At 58.7% G+C, this 19,894-nt stretch carries 16 protein-coding genes and 1 pseudogene; 4 read left to right on the top strand and 13 right to left on the bottom strand.

The window, feature by feature from the left end; genetic code table 11:
* Positions 1 to 25 precede the first annotated feature (25 nt).
* The 3 genes from ACYZT2_RS11045 to ACYZT2_RS11035 form a co-directional block, all read right to left on the bottom strand.
* Positions 26 to 763, bottom strand: coding sequence for an S-methyl-5'-thioinosine phosphorylase (locus ACYZT2_RS11045; protein ID WP_461972042.1), 738 nt, complete (start codon positions 761 to 763; stop codon positions 26 to 28).
* 12 nt (positions 764 to 775) lie between these two features.
* Positions 776 to 1,774: a beta-N-acetylhexosaminidase gene (nagZ, locus tag ACYZT2_RS11040; protein ID WP_461973069.1), complete on the bottom strand. Its 999-nt coding sequence runs from the start codon at positions 1,772 to 1,774 to the stop codon at positions 776 to 778.
* Between the two features lie 170 nt (positions 1,775 to 1,944).
* Positions 1,945 to 2,652, bottom strand: coding sequence for a TetR/AcrR family transcriptional regulator (locus tag ACYZT2_RS11035; protein ID WP_461972040.1), 708 nt, complete (start codon positions 2,650 to 2,652; stop codon positions 1,945 to 1,947).
* A 229-nt stretch (positions 2,653 to 2,881) separates the two neighbouring features.
* On the opposite strand from ACYZT2_RS11035, the gene lexA reads away from it, so the two are divergent.
* Together lexA and sulA are read left to right on the top strand one after the other, a co-directional pair.
* Complete coding sequence (gene lexA, locus ACYZT2_RS11030; protein WP_007907770.1) at positions 2,882 to 3,490, top strand: transcriptional repressor LexA; 609 nt, start codon at positions 2,882 to 2,884, stop codon at positions 3,488 to 3,490.
* Positions 3,491 to 3,500: 10 nt separating this feature from the next.
* On the top strand, positions 3,501 to 3,974 hold the full coding sequence (gene sulA, locus ACYZT2_RS11025; RefSeq protein WP_460146908.1) for an SOS-induced cell division inhibitor SulA: 474 nt from the start codon (positions 3,501 to 3,503) through the stop codon (positions 3,972 to 3,974).
* 93 nt (positions 3,975 to 4,067) lie between these two features.
* Here sulA and ACYZT2_RS11020 read toward each other — a convergent pair whose 3' ends face one another.
* The 7 genes from ACYZT2_RS11020 to ACYZT2_RS10990 all read right to left on the bottom strand — a co-directional run bounded on the left by ACYZT2_RS11020 (position 4,068) and on the right by ACYZT2_RS10990 (position 12,618).
* The gene (locus ACYZT2_RS11020) at positions 4,068 to 4,301 is read right to left on the bottom strand and encodes a hypothetical protein (RefSeq protein WP_008007084.1); all 234 of its coding nucleotides are present in this window, start codon (positions 4,299 to 4,301) and stop codon (positions 4,068 to 4,070) included.
* Positions 4,302 to 4,442: 141 nt separating this feature from the next.
* The gene (locus tag ACYZT2_RS11015; protein WP_461972037.1) at positions 4,443 to 4,967 is read right to left on the bottom strand and encodes a DUF6586 family protein; all 525 of its coding nucleotides are present in this window, start codon (positions 4,965 to 4,967) and stop codon (positions 4,443 to 4,445) included.
* 138 nt (positions 4,968 to 5,105) lie between these two features.
* A complete protein-coding gene (gene topA / locus ACYZT2_RS11010; RefSeq protein ID WP_461972035.1) occupies positions 5,106 to 7,733 on the bottom strand; it encodes a type I DNA topoisomerase in 2,628 nt (875 codons plus the stop codon).
* A 114-nt stretch (positions 7,734 to 7,847) separates the two neighbouring features.
* Complete coding sequence (locus ACYZT2_RS11005) at positions 7,848 to 8,084, bottom strand: DUF1653 domain-containing protein (RefSeq protein WP_007907781.1); 237 nt, start codon at positions 8,082 to 8,084, stop codon at positions 7,848 to 7,850.
* Between the two features lie 98 nt (positions 8,085 to 8,182).
* Positions 8,183 to 9,358, bottom strand: a complete 1,176-nt coding sequence (gene fadA / locus ACYZT2_RS11000; protein WP_008007076.1) for an acetyl-CoA C-acyltransferase FadA — start codon at positions 9,356 to 9,358, stop codon at positions 8,183 to 8,185.
* A gap of 30 nt (positions 9,359 to 9,388) precedes the next feature.
* Positions 9,389 to 11,536 carry a fatty acid oxidation complex subunit alpha FadB gene (gene fadB, locus ACYZT2_RS10995; RefSeq protein WP_461972032.1) on the bottom strand — a complete coding sequence of 716 codons (2,148 nt, stop codon included), beginning with the start codon at positions 11,534 to 11,536 and terminating at the stop codon, positions 9,389 to 9,391.
* A 644-nt stretch (positions 11,537 to 12,180) separates the two neighbouring features.
* Positions 12,181 to 12,618, bottom strand: a complete 438-nt coding sequence (locus ACYZT2_RS10990; protein ID WP_461972030.1) for a hypothetical protein — start codon at positions 12,616 to 12,618, stop codon at positions 12,181 to 12,183.
* 104 nt (positions 12,619 to 12,722) lie between these two features.
* Between ACYZT2_RS10990 and ACYZT2_RS10985 the strand changes: the two genes are divergently transcribed.
* Positions 12,723 to 13,160 (top strand): universal stress protein, encoded by a 438-nt coding sequence (locus tag ACYZT2_RS10985; RefSeq protein ID WP_030128421.1) that lies wholly within the window; start codon positions 12,723 to 12,725, stop codon positions 13,158 to 13,160.
* Positions 13,161 to 13,309: 149 nt separating this feature from the next.
* On the opposite strand, the gene ACYZT2_RS10980 is transcribed toward ACYZT2_RS10985, so the two are convergent.
* Complete coding sequence (locus ACYZT2_RS10980; RefSeq protein ID WP_461972028.1) at positions 13,310 to 15,229, bottom strand: ATP-binding cassette domain-containing protein; 1,920 nt, start codon at positions 15,227 to 15,229, stop codon at positions 13,310 to 13,312.
* Positions 15,230 to 15,442: 213 nt separating this feature from the next.
* On the opposite strand from ACYZT2_RS10980, the gene ACYZT2_RS10975 reads away from it, so the two are divergent.
* On the top strand, positions 15,443 to 17,371 hold the full coding sequence (locus tag ACYZT2_RS10975; protein WP_253552521.1) for a transglycosylase SLT domain-containing protein: 1,929 nt from the start codon (positions 15,443 to 15,445) through the stop codon (positions 17,369 to 17,371).
* Positions 17,372 to 17,563: 192 nt separating this feature from the next.
* Here the strand turns inward: ACYZT2_RS10975 and ACYZT2_RS10970 are convergent.
* Positions 17,564 to 17,872, bottom strand: a pseudogene (locus tag ACYZT2_RS10970) (Fic family protein); the annotation flags it as partial.
* A gap of 4 nt (positions 17,873 to 17,876) precedes the next feature.
* Entirely contained in the window at positions 17,877 to 19,655 is a 1,779-nt protein-coding gene (locus ACYZT2_RS10965; RefSeq protein ID WP_461972025.1) for an ABC transporter transmembrane domain-containing protein, read from the bottom strand.
* Between the last annotated feature and the right edge of the window lie 239 nt (positions 19,656 to 19,894).

The following is a 19,894-nucleotide window of genomic DNA, read 5'->3' as shown; positions in this document are numbered from 1 at the left end:
TAATTGGGTTACGTGGGGTTACGTCTTAGCCTTTCAACACCCGCGCCAACGTCGACTTCACCTTGCCTGTCCCGTTATGCAACGCCTGCTCGATCTCGGCCATGGTGATCACCGCTATTGACTTGCCCGCCGCCGGGTTCACCACCAGCGCCAGACAGGCGTAATCCAGTTCCAGTTCACGCGCCAGTGCCGCTTCCGGCATGCCGGTCATGCCAACGATGTCGCAACCGTCACGTTCCAGCCGCGCAATTTCAGCGACGGTTTCCAGTCGTGGTCCCTGGGTGCAGGCATACACGCCTTGGCTGCTGTAGCCAACCCCTTCAGCCGCCAACGCCGCGATCAATTGCTGACGCAGGGGTTCGCTGTAGGGATAGCTGAAGTCGATGTGTGTGACCTGTTCCAGGTCATCGGCGAAATAGGTGTGTTCGCGACCGCTGGTGTAGTCGATCAGTTGATGTGGCACGCAGAAATGTCCGGTGCCCATCACGGTGTGAATCCCGCCCACGGCGTTGACCGCGAGAATCGCTTCGGCACCGGCCTGTTTCAAGGCCCACAGGTTGGCGCGGTAGTTCACCTGATGCGGCGGAAAACGGTGTGGGTGCCCATGACGCGCGAGAAACAGCACTTCCTTGCCGGCATACTCACCAATCTGTACCTCGGCCGAAGGCGCGCCGTAAGGCGTGTCCACCGCCAATGACTGACGAATGCTCAGACCTTCGAGTTGAGTCAGGCCGGTGCCACCGATAATCGCGTAAACCGTCATAAAAGAAAGTCCTTAATCGATCAACTGAGCTTCTTTGAGTGCGCCGATGGCCGCCAGCCAGCGTGGATCTTGACGGTATTCGGTGCTGGCGTACGCCTGCCCACGCATCCGCGCAATACGCGCCGACGGTTTGACCTTCAAACGCTGGGCGGCGCTCAAGGCCAGCTCGGCAGCTGCGCGATCGTTGCACACCAGGCCCATGTCGCAACCGGCAGTCAATGCCGCTTCGATACGACTGGCGGCATCGCCGACCACGTGGGCACCGGCCATGGATAAGTCGTCGCTGAAGATCACGCCATCGAACTGCAGCTCGCCGCGCAGGATGTCCTGCAACCAGCGACGGGAGAAGCCAGCAGGCTGGGAATCGACTTGCGGATAAATCACGTGGGCCGGCATGACGGCGGCCAGTTGTTTGCTCAATCGCGCGAACGGCACCAGGTCGTTGACACGGATTTCGTCGAGGCTACGCTCGTCGTCGGGAATCGCGACGTGGGAATCGGCCTCGGCCCAGCCATGTCCGGGGAAATGCTTGCCGGTGGCGGCCATCCCGGCGCTGTTCATGCCGCGGATGAATGCACCGGCGAGCAACGCTGCCCGCTCGGGATCGCCCTCGAACGAACGGGTGCCGACCACCGCACTGCGCTGGTGATCCAGGTCCAGCACCGGGGCGAAGCTCAAGTCGAGACCGACCGCGAGCACTTCGGTCGCCATGATCCAGCCACACTGCTCGGCCAGGTATTCGGCATTCGGATTGTCGGCGATGGCGCGCATGGCGGGCAGTCGCACGAAGCCCTGACGCAGCCGCTGAACCCGACCGCCCTCTTGATCCACCGCCAGCAGCAGATCGGGACGAATGGCGCGGATCGAAGCGCTCAACTCGCGCACTTGGCGCGGGTGTTCGATGTTGCGGGCAAAAATGATCAGGCCGCCCACTTCGGGCTGGCGCAACAATTGGCGATCTTCGGCCGTCAGCCAGGTACCGGCGACGTCCACCATCAACGAGCCTTGCAGGCCAGCAGTCATAGAGATTCCTTGATTACGATAAACCCGGCTCGCGCGAATTCGCCGCCATGGGCTGGGCCCGGCAGGTCGGCGATATCAATGAGGAGCGGGTTCAGAACGAGAGTCGGCATGGGCGGCTAGCTTAGCGGATGTCAGCTGCCGCGCCCACCCGTGTGCGGTTAAACCTTGGCGGCAACCGGGGCCGATTTGCTGCGCGGACGCAACTGCGCGGTGGCCATAGCAGTGTCGGTGACGCCGGTTTCGGCCCGCATGCCCGCGGCCAGGAACGGCACCATCAGACGCATCACTTGTTCGATGGAGGTGTTGACGCCGAAATCGGTCTCGGCAATCGCACGCAAGGCCTTGATCCCCGACATGCTGAACGCCGCGGCACCCAGCATGAAATGCACACGCCAGAACAGTTCGATCGGGGGAATGCGCGGCGCGGCCTCGTTGACCAGTATCATGTAGCGGCGAAACACCTTGCCGTACATATCTTCCAGATAACGACGCAAGTGCCCTTGGCTCTGACTGAACGCCAGCCCCAGCAAACGCATGAAGATGGACAGATCATTGCCGCTGCGTGGCTGCACCACCAGAGCTTGCTCGACAAGAATCTCCAGCAGCTCTTCAAGGGTCGGCTTGTTCTCGGGCTTGGCCTGACGGCGCTCCAGCTCTTTATCGAGACTGAGGCAGAACGGCCCGAGAAAACGCGAGAAGACCGCCTGAATCAGCGCCTTCTTCGACCCGAAGTGATAGTTCACCGCCGCCAGATTGACACCGGCCTTGCTGGTGATCAGACGCAATGAGGTTTCAGCAAAACCTTTTTCCGCGAACAACTGCTCGGCAGCATCGAGAATGCGTTCAACGGTTTCCGACTGGGCCATGGCTACTCCGCCTGACAAACACTTGTTTGAAACATACGTTTCAGCCCAGGCCTTGTCAAGTCTGGCGGTTCGTTTTGGGAATGGTCGGTCAGGTATTTAACCATACAACAATGCCGCTTCCATCAGCGAGCAAAATGACCGTCCAGCGGCCGACAAAAAAAGGGGCATTGCCAAGACCAGTACACTGTATATAATCCCAGTCACTGTATAAAAAGACAGAGCGATCAATATGCTAAAGCTGACGCCACGCCAAGCAGAGATTCTGGCCTTCATCAAACGTTGCCTCGAAGACAACGGCTACCCGCCGACCCGTGCGGAAATCGCTCAGGAACTGGGGTTCAAGTCGCCCAATGCGGCGGAAGAACACCTCAAGGCACTGGCCCGCAAGGGCGCGATCGAAATGACCCCGGGCGCTTCCCGTGGCATTCGCATCCCCGGTTTCGAAGCCAAGGCCGACGAATCCAGCTTGCCGATCATCGGCCGGGTGGCTGCCGGGGCGCCGATCCTCGCCCAGCAGCACATCGAAGAATCCTGCAACATCAACCCTTCGTTCTTCCATCCCCGCGCTGACTATCTGCTGCGGGTCCATGGCATGAGCATGAAGGACGTCGGTATTTTCGACGGCGACCTGCTGGCCGTCCATACCACTCGTGAAGCCCGTAACGGCCAGATCGTCGTGGCGCGGATTGGTGACGAAGTGACCGTCAAGCGCTTCAAGCGCGACGGCAGCAAGGTCTGGTTGATTGCCGAGAACCCTGAATTCGCCCCTATCGAAGTCAACCTGAAAGATCAGGAACTGGTTATCGAAGGCTTGAGTGTCGGCGTGATTCGCCGCTAAAGGAGGCTTTATGCAGTTCCCACATACCTCACAGCAAGCCCAACTGCCGTTGTTCGAGGCGTTCATGGCACAGCCATTGGCGCCGATCCTGAAAGACGTGGTCGAATCGCCCTGGAGCGCCGAGCCTGAAGTCTTCAGCGAGCTATCACTGCGCGGCGCGGCCGGGAACTGCCTGAACCTTCTGGCACCGATTCTCAGGGAACTGAGTCAGGATCAGGATGCACGCTGGCTGACACTGATCGCCCCGCCCGCCAGCCTGACACAAGCCTGGTTACGCGACGCCGGTTTGAACCGTGAGCGCATTCTGCTCCTGCAACCGCGCGGCACGCAGAGCGCTCAGCAGTTGACCTGCGAAGCCTTGCGACTTGGCCGCAGCCATACGGTCGTCAGCTGGCTTAACCCGCTGAGCACACCGTCGCGGCAACAGTTGATCAGCGCCGCCCGTATCGGGGATGCGCAAAGTCTGAATATTCGACTGGGTTAACTGACAAACACTGTGCGCGCTGAACAGCGCGGGGCTTCTCCAGGGATAGAGAAGCCGATCTGTAGAGGTATCCGAAGAATCCGACGGGCGGGATCAGTGAAGAACCCGTGACCCCTCTTCCTTATCAAATTCGCCTTCAACCAGGCGTCCTGCCATCTGAACACCGACGCTCAACATCGCCTTGGCGACTTCCACATGCTGGCCTTGCAGGAAAACCTTGGCATCCTCGGAGAAATCCAAAGTAACCAGAGAACCCTCGTCCTCGGCCCTGCGCAGCTCGATTCGGCCGTCTGGTAACTCGACAATTTCTAGAAAGGACGTTGGCATAAAGGTCTGTTCTCCACGAAAGGCGGGAATTATATAGACATCAGCCAAGCTTCGCTCGGGATCTTGACCAGATGCCATCATGAAGGGAAATCTCTGACAGTACTCTTCCTTGAGCGGACCCTTCTCTAAACACTCAATTCTTCAGCACTCGTTCAACCCTTCGCGAAACCGAATCGCCAGACCTTTAAGGTTCTGACGCCAGCTCTCCAGCTCTTCCCGACTCAGCTCTTGCGGCGCCTCTTCTTCATCCAGATTAACGGCCTGGATTAGCGGCTGCGTCACATCGCCCTTGGGCTTGTGCGGAGCGCGAGGCGGCTGAAACAGTGCGGCATGTGCCGACAGCAATTTGGCCAGCCAGGTTTCAGGGTTTTGGGCCAGTTCGACCATCTCGGCCATTTCCGGAATAGCGATGGTTTCGAGCACTTCGCGGGTCAGCAGCATCTCTGCCCGCGGCGCATTGGCCTGAGGCAGGCGATAGAATCCGGCGATCTCATGGCACAGCCCCAACAGCGCACCGTACAAGTGAAACAACGCCGATTCGCGCCCGGCCTGAATCAGCGCCAGGGCGTTCATCGCCCGCCCCTCTTCAGCCTTGGCAAGCGCTTCCAGCGACAGGCCGGCGAAATAAATCTTCTGGTTGGTACGGGTATAGAGTTCGTGGGCCATGACGGCAGCCTCCACAACGAAATAATTGCTTCACACAGGCCAGACAGTGTCGTGGATCACCTGAGCTTCCCGCAAGCCCAAAACAAAAAGGCCGCATGAAAACCCGAGGGTTGTCATGCGGCCTTTTGTGTACAGCCTTTAAGCCTTGGCTGATGGACGCTTGTCTTCAACCGTCCACTTGCCGCCGTCGTAATACGCCTTCCAGCCAGTCGGCTTACCGTCAACCTCTGTCTGCACGTATTGCTCTTTGGTTTTGCGGCTATAACGAATCACCGAAGGAAGGCCGTCCGGATCTTTCTTCGGCGCTTCGCAAAGGAAATGGTATTTCGGATCGATCTCATCCTTGTGCGGCACGATCTCCATGACCAATGGAGCACGGGTCTCGCGGTTTTTCGGGAACTGGCTGGCCGCAAGGAACAAGCCGGAAGCACCGTCGCGCAGGATGTAGGTGTCGTTGACCTTTTCGCATTTGAGCTCAGGCATCTTCACCGGGTCCATCTTCGGCGGCGCCGCATCACCGCTTTTCAGCAGCTTGCGAGTGTTCTTGCACGTGGCGTTGGTGCACCCGAAGAACTTGCCGAAACGGCCGGTCTTGAGCTGCATCTCGCTGCCGCACTTATCGCATTCCAGGCTCGGACCTTCATAGCCTTTGATGCGATAGGTGCCCTCTTCGATTTCGTAGCCAGAGCAATCCGGGTTGTTACCGCAGATGTGCAGCTTGCGCTTCTCGTCAAGCAGGTAAGCGTCCATGGCCGTGCTGCAGATCGGGCAGCGATGCTTGCCACGCAGAACCAGCGACTCGGACTCACCCTCGTCGTCCGCGGCGATTTCATCGCCCGGCACCAGATTGACGGTGGCTTTGCAGCGCTCTTTCGGCGGCAGGCTGTAGCCCGAGCAACCGAGGAATACGCCCGTCGAAGCAGTACGGATCTGCATCGGACGACCGCACAACACGCACGGAATATCAGTCATCACCGGCTGATTGGCGCGCATGCCGCCTTCGGCGCTTTCAGCCACTTCGAGTTTTTTCTTGAAGTCGCCGTAGAACTCGTCGAGCACGTTTTTCCAGTCGCGTTCGCCCTGAGCCACGTCATCGAGGTTCTCTTCCATGCCGGCGGTGAAGCCGTAATCCATGAGATTGGAGAAGCTCTCGGCCAGACGCTCGGTGACGATGTCGCCCATCTTTTCCGAATAGAAACGACGGTTGTGCAGCGCCACGTAGCCGCGGTCCTGGATGGTCGAAATGATCGCCGCGTAGGTCGAAGGACGACCGATGCCGCGTTTTTCCATTTCTTTAACCAGGCTGGCTTCCGAGTAACGCGCCGGCGGTTTGGTGAAGTGCTGGGTCGGATCAAGCTTGATCAGCTTCATCGCGTCGCCCTGGGCCATGTCCGGCAGCACGTCGTCATCGCCAGGCTTGGCAATTTGCGGCATGACGCGGGTGTAACCGTCGAACTTCAGAATGCGGCCCTTGGCACGCAACTCGAAGTCACCGGCACCGACGGTGACCGTGGTCGACAGGTATTGCGCCGGTAGCATCTGGCAGGCCAGGAACTGGCGCCAGATCAGCTCGTAAAGCCGCTCGGCATCACGCTCCATGCCCGACAGCTTGCTTGGCTCGGTATTGGCGTCGGACGGACGAATCGCTTCGTGAGCCTCTTGTGCGCCTTCCTTGCTGCTGTAGACGTTCGGATTTTCCGGCAGGTACTTCTTGCCGAATTCGCCTTCAATATAGGTACGCGCCATCGTCACGGCATCGGCCGAGAGGTTGGTGGAGTCGGTACGCATATAGGTGATGTAGCCGGCTTCGTACAAACGCTGGGCCATCATCATGGTTTTCTTCACGCCGAAGCCCAGGCGGTTACTCGCGGCCTGTTGCAGGGTGGAAGTGATGAACGGTGCAGACGGCTTGCTGCTGGTCGGTTTGTCTTCGCGCTTGACGATGCTGTAGCTGGAAGCCTTGAGCTTTTCCAGCGCGGCCATGGCTTGGGCTTCGTTCAGCGGTTTGAAGGCTTCGCCTTTCTCGCGGGCCACGTCGAAACGCACGGTCGCGCCCTTGGAGGTGCCGAGGTCGGCATGAACTTCCCAGTACTCTTCCGGGTTGAACGCACGGATTTCACGCTCACGCTCGACCACCAGCTTCACGGCAACCGATTGCACGCGACCGGCGGACAGGCCACGGGCGACTTTGGCCCACAGCAGTGGCGAAACCATGTAACCCACCACGCGATCGAGGAAGCGACGCGCCTGCTGGGCGTTTACTCGATCGATGTCCAGCTCGCCCGGTTTGGAGAAGGCCTCCTGGATCGCTTTCTTGGTGATTTCGTTGAACACCACGCGCTTGTAGCGGCTGTCGTCACCACCGATGGCTTCGCGCAGGTGCCAGGCTATGGCTTCCCCCTCGCGATCCAAGTCGGTTGCGAGATAGATGGTGTCAGCATCTTTGGCGAGCCGGCGCAGCTCTTCGATAACTTTTTCCTTGCCCGGGAGGATCTCGTACTTGGCTTTCCAGCCATGATCGGGATCGACACCCATGCGCGAGACCAGCTGCTTGCGCGCTTTCTCTTTCGGCGTGAGCACCGGACCTTCACCTGCGGCGGCCTTGCCGCGCTTGGCGGCAGGCTCTTTGCTGGCGCTAGCCGAACCGCTGGTGGGCAGGTCTCGGATATGGCCGATACTCGACTTCACCACGTATTGGTTACCCAGATACTTGTTGATGGTCTTGGCCTTAGCCGGGGATTCCACAATGACCAGCGATTTGCCCATGGATCAGAAAATTCCTGAATTCTAGAAGTGAAAGGCGGTTGGCGCCTGACGCGGCACCGCTATATATAGTGGCTACAAGGTGAGGTCAAGCGCAGGGTTCTGCGCGCACTCCCCTTATGGCTGAGGAAAAACGCTCGGTTCGGCTTGCACCAAAGCAAAGCGTGGCACCTGTTCGCCGTCAACCTCGACCGACTCCAGGAACATGCTCAAGGGACGCACCCAAAAGCCGTAATCGCCATACAGGGCTTGGTAGAAGACCACTTCTTCTTCGGTTTCCGAATGCCGCGCAACAGCGAATACGCGGTACTGCGGACCTTTGTAATGTTCGTAGAGCCCAGGTTGTATCGGCATGCTTTGGCCCTCACTGAAATTTTTTCAAAATAAAAACAAAATAAATCCGGAAAAACAAAAACCGGGGCACTTGGCCCCGGCTTCCATCAGCGAAACGCTTAAACGCGTTCGAAGACGGTGGAGATGCCTTGGCCGAGACCAATGCACATGGTAGCCACCCCGAAGGTGCCGCCATTCTGCTTCATCACGTTCAGCAAAGTGCCGGAGATACGGGCACCGGAGCAACCGAACGGGTGACCCAGGGCGATCGCGCCGCCGTGCAGGTTAACCTTCTCGTTCATCTTGTCGAGCACTTTCAAATCTTTCAGCACTGGCAGCGCCTGTGCGGCGAAAGCTTCGTTGAGCTCGAAGAAGTCGATATCGTTGATACCAAGACCCGCGCGCTTCAGTGCTTTTTGCGTTGCCGGTACTGGACCATAGCCCATGATCGCCGGGTCCACACCTGCCACTGCCATCGAACGAATCACCGCCATCGGCTGGATGCCCAGGTCTTGGGCACGCTGCGCCGACATCACGATCATGCACGAAGCACCGTCGGTGATCTGCGACGAAGTACCGGCTGTCACGGTGCCGCCCTTCGGGTTAAACGCTGGCTTCAGAGCCGCCAGGCTTTCCAGGGTGGTTTCCGGACGAATGGTTTCGTCGTAGTCGAACAGTTTCAGGAAACCGTTCTCGTCGTAGCCCTGCATCGGGATGATTTCGTCTTTGAACTTGCCTTCCAGAGTCGCCTTGTGGGCGAGCTGGTGGGAGCGCACGCCAAAGGCGTCCTGTTGTTCGCGAGTAATGCCGTGCATTTTGCCGAGCATTTCCGCGGTCAGGCCCATCATGCCCGAGGCTTTCGCCGCATACAGGGACATGTGCGGGTTCGGATCGACACCGTGCATCATGCTCACATGACCCATATGCTCGACGCCACCCACCACGAACACGTCACCGTTACCGGTCATGATCGCTTGCGCAGCGGTGTGCAGAGCACTCATCGACGAGCCACACAGACGGCTGACGGTCTGGCCGGCCGCGGTGTGCGGGATCTGTGTCATCAGGGACGCCATGCGGGCGATGTTCCAGCCCTGCTCCAGGGTCTGGTTCACACAGCCCCAGATCACGTCTTCGACTTCGCTCGGGTCGACCTTGACGTTGCGTTCCAGCAATTTGCTGATCAGGTGCGCCGACATGTCTTCGGCGCGGGTGTTGCGGTGCATGCCGCCCTTGGAACGGCCCATCGGCGTACGACCGAAGTCGACAATCACGACGTCTCTAGGATTCAAGCTCATATACTTTCACTCTCGCTCTAGTGTGGGCGCTTAACCGAAGAAGCTCTGACCGTTTTTGGCCATTTCACGCAGCTTCGCGGTCGGGTGGTACAGCGCGCCCAAATCAGCGTACTGGTCAGCCAGGGCAACGAACTCTGCAACACCGATCGAGTCGATGTAGCGCAGCGCACCGCCACGGAATGGAGGGAAACCAATACCGTAGACCAGGCCCATGTCGGCTTCGGCGGCGGTTTCGACGATGCCGTCTTCCAGGCAACGCACGGTTTCCAGGCACAGCGGGATCATCATCCAGTTGATGATGTCTTCGTCAGTGACCTCGCGCTGTTCGAACACGATAGGCTTGAGCACTTCCAGTACCGAAGGATCGGCGACTTTCTTCTGCTTGCCGCGCTTGTCGGTCTCGTAGGCGTAGAAGCCCTTGCCATTCTTCTGGCCCAGGCGCTTGGCTTCGTAGAGCACGTCGACGGCCGAACGGCGGTCGTCTTTCATGCGATCCGGGAAGCCTTCAGCCATCACGTCGCGACCGTGGTGACCGGTGTCGATGCCGACCACGTCCATCAGGTACGCCGGGCCCATTGGCCAGCCGAATTTTTCCATGACCTTGTCGATGCGAACGAAGTCCACACCGGCGCTGACCAGTTTGGCGAAACCGCCAAAGTACGGGAACAGCACGCGGTTGACCAGAAAGCCCGGGCAGTCGTTGACGACGATCGGGTTCTTGCCCATTTTCTTGGCGTAGGCAACGGTGGTGGCAACGGCCACTTCGCTGGACTTCTCGCCACGGATCACTTCAACCAGCGGCATCATGTGCACCGGGTTGAAGAAGTGCATGCCGACGAAGTTTTCCGGACGCTTGAGGGCTTTGGCCAGCAAGGTGATGGAAATGGTCGAGGTGTTGGACGCGAGGATGGTGTCCTCTTTGACCTTGTCTTCGACTTCGGCCAGAACGGCTTGCTTGACCTTCGGGTTCTCGACAACGGCTTCGACGACCAGGTCGACGTGACCGAAATCACCGTAGGACAGCGTCGGACGAATGCCATTGAGCACTTCGGCCATTTTCGCCGGGGTCATGCGACCTTTATCAACGCGGCCCACCAGCAGCTTGGCGGCTTCGGCCAGACCTTGCTCGATGCCGTGCTCGTTGATGTCTTTCATCAGGATCGGCGTACCTTTGGAGGCCGACTGATAAGCGATACCGCCACCCATGATGCCGGCGCCCAATACGGCAGCCTGCTTCACGTCCTTGGCGATTTCGTCGTAGGCCTTGGCCTTTTTCTTCAATTCCTGATCGTTCAGGAACAGACCGATCAAGCTCTGCGCGGCAGAGGTCTTGGCCAGTTTGACGAAACCGGTGGCTTCGACTTCCAGCGCCTTGTCGCGACCGAAGTTCGCGGCTTTCTGGATAGTCTTGATCGCTTCAACCGGTGCCGGGTAGTTCGGGCCCGCTTGACCGGCCACGAAACCCTTGGCGGTTTCGAACGACATCATTTGTTCGATGGCGTTTAGCTTGAGCTTTTCGAGCTTGGGCTGACGCTTGGCCTTGTAGTCAAACTCACCGCAAATGGCGGCTTTGACCAGGTTCAGAGCCGCTTCCTGCAATTTCTCCGGGGCGACCACGGCATCGACGGCACCGACTTTCAACGCGTCTTCAGCGCGGTTTTCCTTACCGGCGGCAATCCACTCGATAGCGTTGTCGGCACCGATGATGCGTGGCAAACGCACAGTACCGCCGAAGCCTGGGTAGATGCCCAGTTTGACTTCCGGCAGACCGATTTTGGCGGTATTGGCCATGACACGGAAATCTGCCGCCAGGCACATTTCCAGACCGCCGCCCAGTGCGATGCCATTGATCGCGGCGACAGTCGGGACGTTGAGGTCTTCGAAATCGCTGAAAATCTTGTTGGCTTCGAGGTTACCAGCGACAAGCTCTGCATCCGGCAGCTTGAAGTTGTCGACGAATTCGGTGATGTCGGCGCCGACGATGAACACGTCCTTGCCACTGCTGACGATCACACCCTTGATCGAAGCATCTGCCTTGATGGTGTCTACAGCCTGACGCAGTTCGTTCAGGGTTAGACGGTTGAACTTGTTGACGGACTCACCCTTGAGGTCGAATTTCAATTCGACGATGCCACTTTCAAGAGCCTTAACCGTGATGGCTTTACCTTCGTAAATCATCAACTGATCTCCACGATATGGAAGCTGAACAGTACACGTCGGACGCAGGCAACTGGCTCGGCAAGGACGCTTATCGTCGATGCTACGCCAATTCACCCGGCACACCCGCCAACGCGATAGTCGGGATTCTGTAGGAGCGCTCTGTAATACAAACGCTCAATTCATACGCCCGTTTGATTTGGGTATGTCACCTTCACGGAATTTCCGGCAATTGTCAATCGCCCAAAATACTGGTTGAAACGCGACTTTCCGGTCACTTCCGTACGACGAAGCCCTGCAACACGCTCATGCATGTGAGGCCATTCATAGAATCAATAGTTAGAAAAGTCGCCCTAATTACCGTAACAAGCTACGCTGGCGGGACCTTGAAGAAAAAATTTGAACGCTTTGACGAATGCCCCAGCGTAAGATCAGCCCTACAGAATTACCGGCCTGCCTGGCCAACCTCAGCCCGATGATGATGTCGGGCTTTTTATTGCCTGCAAAACCTGTAGCAGCTGCCGAGCCTGCGAGGCTGCGTCCGGCGACGAAGTCGTCGTAAACCCTGAGCACGCGATCAGCCTCATGTACCCACGGCGCCCGATTTACGACTGCTTCGCAGCCGGACGCAGCCTCGCAGGCTCGGCAGCTGCTACGGATCGGGTTCAGGCGAGTGCTTTGAGGGTGGTGTCGATTTGTTGCAAAACAGATGCCTCGCCCTTCTCGCCCCAATACAGGGCAATCATTTGCTTGTCTGCCTCGACCTTATAGACGTTGGCAGGCAATTTTTCGAAATGATTCAGCAACATTCCATCCTCACAGACCTCCTGCCACTGATTGACCCACACGCCCGGCGCCTTCTGCCAGTAACTCCAGCACGCCGGGCGCGTGCCACGGCGCGGCCGATGGTACTGGGCGCAAGGGCTTGGTGGCTCCTGGCTCAGCCAATGTGGCCATTCCTGGGGCGCCAGCTGCATGGCAAGGCCAATGCGCCGCGCCTCCATGCGCAGGGCTATGCGCCCGCTCTGAGCACGAGAGGGTCGCAACCAGGCCAGCGGGCTCAAGACCACCAGCAGGATTGACACCACTATCCAGACCGTCATATGTGTACTCCCGATTCTTGATGAGCCCATTGAGTCACTTTGAAACCAATGCGCTTGAAACCCGCCATACTTATCAATATTCCAATCCTCAGGAGGAGCACCTCATGCCCTACCACCATATTCTGGTCGCTGTAGATCTAACCGAAGAGTGCGATCCTGTAATCCACCGAGCTCGCGAACTCTCGGTGAGCAATGGCGCGAAGCTGTCCCTGGTGCATATCGTCGAACCGATGGCCATGGCCTTTGGCGGCGACGTGCCGATGGACCTTTCCCAGTTGCAACAGCAACAGTTCGATCAGGCCAAAGAGCGCCTTGAGCGCCTGATCGTGAAATACCCGGAACTTTCCAAGGAATACAGTCACTTGACCTACGGCCAGCCGCGTCAGGAGATTCACCACCTCGCCAAGGAGCAAACGTGCGACCTGATCGTGGTGGGCAGTCATGGCCGACACGGTCTGGCGCTGTTGCTCGGCTCCACCGCCAATGACGTACTGCACGGCGCGCCTTGCGATGTGCTGGCGGTGCGCCTGATCAAAAGCTGACAACACGAAACCCCTGTAGGAGCTGCCGAAGGCTGCGATCTTTTGATCTTGCCCTTAAAAACAAGTCAAAAGATCGCAGCCTTCGGCAGCTCCTACGAAAAGCCCGACACTCGAGTTACCGAGGTCGGGCTTTTTTATTGCCAGATCAATCAGGCATCCAGCTCGGCCCAGCGCTCGACCATCACGTCGAGCTCAGCCTGCAACTGCTCAAGCTGAGCGATCACCGCAGCTGTTTCAGCAGCAGGACGCTGATAGAAGCCGGCATCCGCCATCTGCGCTTCGACCACCACGATCTGCTGCTCCATGGCTTCGATCTGACTCGGCAACATTTCCAACTCACGCTGCAACTTGTAGCTGAGCTTCTTCTTTGCCACCGGCGCTTCGACTGCCGCAGCAACTGGCGCAGCTTCGGCGGTCACAACTGCCGAGCTCAGATCGGCCTTGCCGGACTTGCTCTCGGTCACGCCCAACAGGCGCGGCGAGCCGCCCTGACGCAGCCAGTCCTGATAACCACCGACGTATTCGCGAACCTTGCCTTCGCCTTCGAAGACCAAGGTGCTGGTGACCACGTTGTCGAGGAATGCCCGGTCGTGGCTGACCATCAGCACGGTGCCGTTGAAGGTCAGCAAGACCTCTTCCAGCAGCTCGAGGGTTTCCACGTCCAGGTCGTTGGTCGGTTCGTCGAGTACCAGCAGGTTCGCCGGTTTGCTGAACAGCTTGGCCAGCAACAGACGGGCACGCTCACCACCGGACAGCGCCTTGACCGGCGTGCGGGCACGCTGCGGGCTGAACAGGAAGTCGCCGAGGTAGCTCAGCACATGGCGGCTCTGACCATCGATATCGATGAAATCGCGACCTTCGGCCACGTTGTCGATCACGGTCTTTTCCAGGTCCAGCTGATGGCGCAACTGGTCGAAGTAGGCCACGTCGATGCGCGTGCCCTCTTCCACTTTGCCGCTGGTCGGTTGCAGACCGCTGAGCATCAGCTTCAGCAGCGTGGTCTTGCCGGTACCGTTGGCGCCAAGCAGACCGATACGGTCGCCGCGCGTCAGGACCATCGAGAAATCCTTGATCAGGAACGGGCCACCCGGGTGAGCGAAGCTCACGTTCTCGAGGACCATCACCTGCTTGCCGGACTTGTCGGCGGTATCCAACTGAATGTTGGCCTTGCCGGTGCGTTCACGACGCTCGCTGCGTTCGACGCGCAGGGCTTTCAGGGCGCGGACGCGGCCTTCGTTACGGGTGCGGCGAGCCTTGATGCCTTGGCGGATCCAGACTTCTTCCTGGGCCAGTTTCTTGTCGAACAGCGCGTTGGCAGTTTCTTCAGCAGCCAGAGACGCCTCTTTGTGCACGAGGAAACTCGCGTAGTCGCCGTTCCAGTCAATCAGGCCGCCACGATCCAGTTCCAGGATGCGGGTCGCGAGGTTCTGCAGGAATGAACGGTCGTGCGTGATGAACAGCACGGCGCCCTGGAAATCCTTCAGCGCTTCTTCGAGCCAGGCGATTGCACCGATGTCCAGGTGGTTGGTCGGTTCGTCGAGCAGCAGCAGATCCGGTTCGGAAACCAGAGCCTGCGCCAGCAGGACGCGGCGACGCCAGCCGCCGGACAATTCGGCGAGGGTCTTGTCGGCCGGCAGTTGCAAGCGGCTCAAGGTGCTGTCGACCAGCTGCTGCAAACGCCAGCCGTCGCGGGCTTCGAGGTCGTGCTGGACGTGCATCAGTTTGTCCAGATCGGCGTCGGTGACGATGTTCTGGCTCAGGTGGTGATACTGCGCGAGCAGCTCGCCGACACCGTCCAGGCCTTCGGCAACCACGTCGAACACGGTCCGCTCGTCGGCTACCGGCAATTCTTGCGGCAATTCGCCAATCTTGAGGCCAGGTGCGCGCCAAACAGAGCCGTCATCAGGCTTCTGGTCGCCCTTGACGAGCTTCATCATGCTGGACTTGCCAGTGCCATTGCGGCCGATGATGCACACCCGCTCACCACGGGCGATCTGCCAGGACACCTTGTCCAACAACGGCATAGCGCCGAAAGCAAGGGACACATCGCTGAATTTGAGCAGGGTCATGAGCTTCTCCAAAAACCGGGCGCGCATTCTACCTGACTTGAGGCTTCAGAAGGCCGGCAATTTCAATGTCGAAGCACTCTGCACAACAATTGTTGCGAACTTGTGCCAACAGCTCGGCAAAGCTTTCGCCCCTTGCTGGCAAAAGGCTAAGCTACAGACAATTCAGTGCCGCGCTTGCTGGCACTTGTCATGATTTCTCTGCCCGGACGTCTCATGCGCAGTCGCCTTTTCAATCTTTTTTCGTGTTTGCTTCTTACAGCGGCTGTCGCTCAATCCGCCCAGGCGGTGGACCTGTCCACCCAACGTCAGTATTACGATGAAGCCAAGCGTGCCTTGGCCAAAGGCGATTCCGGCCCTTATTTTCGTTACAGCCAGGCCCTGCGCGATTATCCGCTGGAGCCCTATCTGGCTTATGACGAATTGACCGCGCGTCTGAAAACCGCGAGCAACGCCGAAATCGAGAAATTCCTCGCCGAACACGGTGACCTGCCGCAAGCCAACTGGATGAAGTTGCGCTGGCTGCGCTGGCTGGCCGAACGCGGCGATTGGGCAACCTTCGTCAAATATTATGACCCCAAACTCAACTTCACCGAACTGGACTGCCTGAACGCGCAGTATCAGATCAGCCATAACCGCAAGACCGAAGGCTACGCCAACGCTGACAAGCTCTGGCTGACCGGCAAAACCCAGCCCGACGCCTGCGATGGTTTGTTCGGCATGTGGGCCGCCGAGGGTCAACTGACCGAACAGAAACGCTGGGAGCGCACCAAACTCGCCGCCCAGGCGCGCAACTATCCGCTCGCCAACAGCCTGATCAATGGCCTGACGACTCTCGCCCCGCGCGGTCGCCTGCTGGTGGATGTGGCGCAGAAACCCGAGTTGCTCAATCAGCCGTCGCGTTTCACCCCGGCCGATGAGCCGATGTCGGACATCGTCAGCCTCGGCCTGCGCCGTCTGGCTCGTCAGGATCCGGACAAGGCCATGGCCCTGCTCGATGGTTACGCCAGCAGCATGCACTTCTCCCGTGACGAAAAAGTCGCGATTGCCCGGGAAATAGGGCTGACCCTGGCTCGTCGTTTCGACAGCCGCGCGCTGGACGTGATGACCAAATACGACCCGGAACTGCGGGACAACACCGTTTCCGAATGGCGCCTGCGCCTGCTATTGCGCCTGGCCCGTTGGGACGATGCCTATCAATTGACCCGCCGCCTGCCCCAGGACCTGGCCACCACCAACCGCTGGCGTTACTGGCAGGCTCGCAGCCTGGAGCTGGCCCAGCCACAGAATCCGGAAGCACAGACGCTTTACAAGAACCTGGCTAACGAGCGTGACTTCTATGGCTTCCTGGCGGCCGACCGCTCGCAATCCCCCTATTCGCTGAACAACAAACCGCTGGTGCTCAGTCAGGCGCTGATCAACAAGGTACGCAATACCCCCGGCATACGACGCGCCCTGGAATTCCATGCTCGCGGGCAGATTGTCGACGGTCGTCGCGAGTGGTACCACGTCAGCCGGCACTTCAGCCGTGACGAAATGGTCGCCCAGGCGAAACTGGCTTACGACCTGAAATGGTATTTCCCGGCGATCCGCACCATCAGTCAGGCGAAGTACTGGGACGACCTGGATATCCGCTTCCCGATGGCTCACCGCGAAACTCTGGTCCGTGAAGCCAAGGTCCGTGGACTTCACTCGAGCTGGGTATTCGCCATCACCCGTCAGGAAAGCGCCTTCATGGCCGATGCACGCTCCGGCGTCGGGGCCAGCGGCCTGATGCAACTGATGCCCGGCACCGCCAAGGAAACCGCGCGCAAGTTCAGCATTCCCCTCGCGTCACCGCAGCAAGTGTTCGATCCGGACAAGAACATCCAGCTCGGTGCCGCTTACCTGAGCCAGGTCCACAGCCAGTTCAACGGCAACCGCGTCCTCGCCTCCGCCGCCTACAACGCCGGCCCCGGCCGCGTACGCCAATGGCTGCGTGGCGCCGATCACCTGAGCTTCGATGTGTGGGTGGAAAGCATCCCGTTCGACGAAACCCGCCAGTACGTGCAAAACGTGTTGTCGTACTCGGTGATCTACGGCCAGAAACTCAACTCACCACAACCGTTGGTGGATTGGCATGAGCGGTATTTCGACGATCAATGAAGCTTCTAATCCCGTCCCGCCCGGTGAAACGCCACCAAGCTTTCATCGGGTACCTGTAGGAGCTGCCGCAGGCTGCGATCTTTTGATCTTCGCTTCTTTAAAAGCACCAAAAAAATGCCCGCATCAATCGATGCGGGCATTTTTGTTCACTGTTCAAAAGAAAGATCAAAAGATCGCAGCCTGCGGCAGCTCCTACGCCGGCCTTGACCATGTCGCAGTTTTTTTACCAAGTTCGTCCCCAAGAGCGACGCTCAATGCTTGCAGCATGAACTCGACAAAAGGAGTTGATTCGGCAAATTGGTCAGCAGCCGATAATGCTGCGTAATAATCGTTCTGCTGCTCTTGAATCACCGATTCGACCGGCAAATAGGCCAACATTGGACGCCACTGACTGAGTATCAAGTTCTGCCAAAGGCGCCCCATCCTCCCGTTGCCATCAGCGAATGGATGGATGAATTCAAACTCGTAATGAAATACGCAACAGACAATCAACGGATGCCAACTCCTACACTCGCAGATCGGTTTCGGCCTTGCCGTCATTGAACTGCAACGCCGCCAGCCGGGCATACAGTGCATTACTCGCAATCAACTCCTGATGCGTCCCCACCGCCACCAGTTTCCCTTGGTCCATCACTGCGATCCTGTCAGCGTTTTTCACCGTGGCCAGTCGGTGGGCGATGACCAGTGTGGTGCGATTTTTCATCAGGCTGGGCAGGGCTTGCTGGATCAGGTGCTCGCTCTGGGCGTCGAGGGCGCTGGTGGCTTCGTCCAGCAGCAGGATTGGCGCATCCACCAACAGCGCCCGGGCGATGGCGAGGCGTTGGCGTTGCCCGCCGGACAAACCGAGACCAGCGTCGCCGAGGTGAGTCTGGTAACCGTTGGGCATTTGCTCGATGAAGTCGTGGGCATAGGCGATTTTCGCGGCTTCCTGGACTTGAGCCAGAGTCGCCGTCGGGTGGCCGTAGCGAATGTTCTCTTCGATGCTGCCGAAGAACAGCGCCGGGGTTTGCGAGACGAGGGCGAAGCAGCGACGCAGGTCCAGAGGATCGAGTTGAGTCAGCGGCACACCGTCCAGCAGGATGCGTCCTTCGATGGGGTCGTAAAAGCGCAACAGCAGGTCATACACCGTCGATTTGCCAGCACCGGACGGCCCGACCAATGCAAGGGTTTCGCCAGCGTTGATCGTCAGATTCAGACCATCGACGGCATAGCTTTGTGGACGCGACGGGTAGGAAAAGCGCACATCGTGTAGCACCAGATCGCCCTTCACCCGTTCAGGCAAAGTCACCAGGCCCTGGGTCGGTGGCTGGATGATGTTTTCCGAACGCAGTAACTCGGCAATTCGTTCCGCCGCCCCCGCCGCTCGCTGCAGCTCGCCGATCACTTCACTCAATGTGCCGAAGGCACCGCCGACGATCAGGCTGTAAAAGACGAACGCTGCCAGTTCACCCGCGGAAATCCGCCCGGCGATGACATCCATGCCGCCGACCCAGAGCATCACCCCGACCGCGCCCAACACCAGCAGGATCACCAGAGTAATCAACCAGGCCCGCTGGAAGATGCGCTTGCGGGCAGTATCGAAAGCCTCTTCCACGGTTATGGCAAAACGCTGCTCGTCCTGAACCTGATGGTTGTAGGCCTGCACGGTTTTGATCTGACTCAGGGTTTCGGAGACATAGCTGCCGATATCGGCAATCCGGTCCTGGCTCAGACGCGACAGGGTGCGCACCCGGCGACCAAAAATCAGGATCGGCGCGACCACTAGCGGCAACGCGACCACCACGATACTGGTGAGTTTGGGGTTGGTGATAAACAGCAAGACAATCCCGCCGATCACCATCAGCCCATTGCGCAGGAACAGCGACAGCGAAGAGCCGATTACCGATTGCAACAGCGTGGTGTCGGCGGTCAGCCGCGACTGGATCTCGGAGCTGCGGTTGTCTTCATAGAACCCCGGATGAAGGTAGACCAGATGATTGAACACCCGACGGCGGATGTCGGCGACAACGCGCTCGCCGATCCACGACACCAGGTAAAAACGCGCAAAGGTGCCAATCGCCAGACCAACCACCAGCAGCATGAACACGCCGATGGATCGGTTGAGCAAATGCGGCGACTGGGTCATGAAACCCTCGTCCACCAGCAGGCGAATACCCTGCCCCATGGACAAGGTGATGCCGGCAGTGACGATCAACGCCAGCAAAGCGCCGAAGGCCGGCCAGCGATAAGGTGCGAGGAAACGGCTGGCCAGACGAATGGCGCGGCGGTGACGGGAAGAGAGCATGAAGATCATCCGAAGGCGCAACCAATGGCTTTGACCCGACCAAGCCTACACCGGTCAACGGGATTGAACGCTGTAAATCATAATGAGTCAGGTTAATTATGACCGCCAAGACTAGTGGCTAGAGATTATTGGTCTAAAGTCCGGGTGGAAACGTCCGGGTATTTCTGATGGACTGAAGATGCCGACCTGAAAGATCGCAGGAGTTGTCACAGCCCGGTCACTTGGCGGTTTTACAGTAA

Source organism: Pseudomonas sp. MDT1-85, from assembly GCF_054898065.1.
Note: the sequence above shows the minus strand (reverse complement) of the source record. Positions and strands in the feature narration are given on the sequence as shown.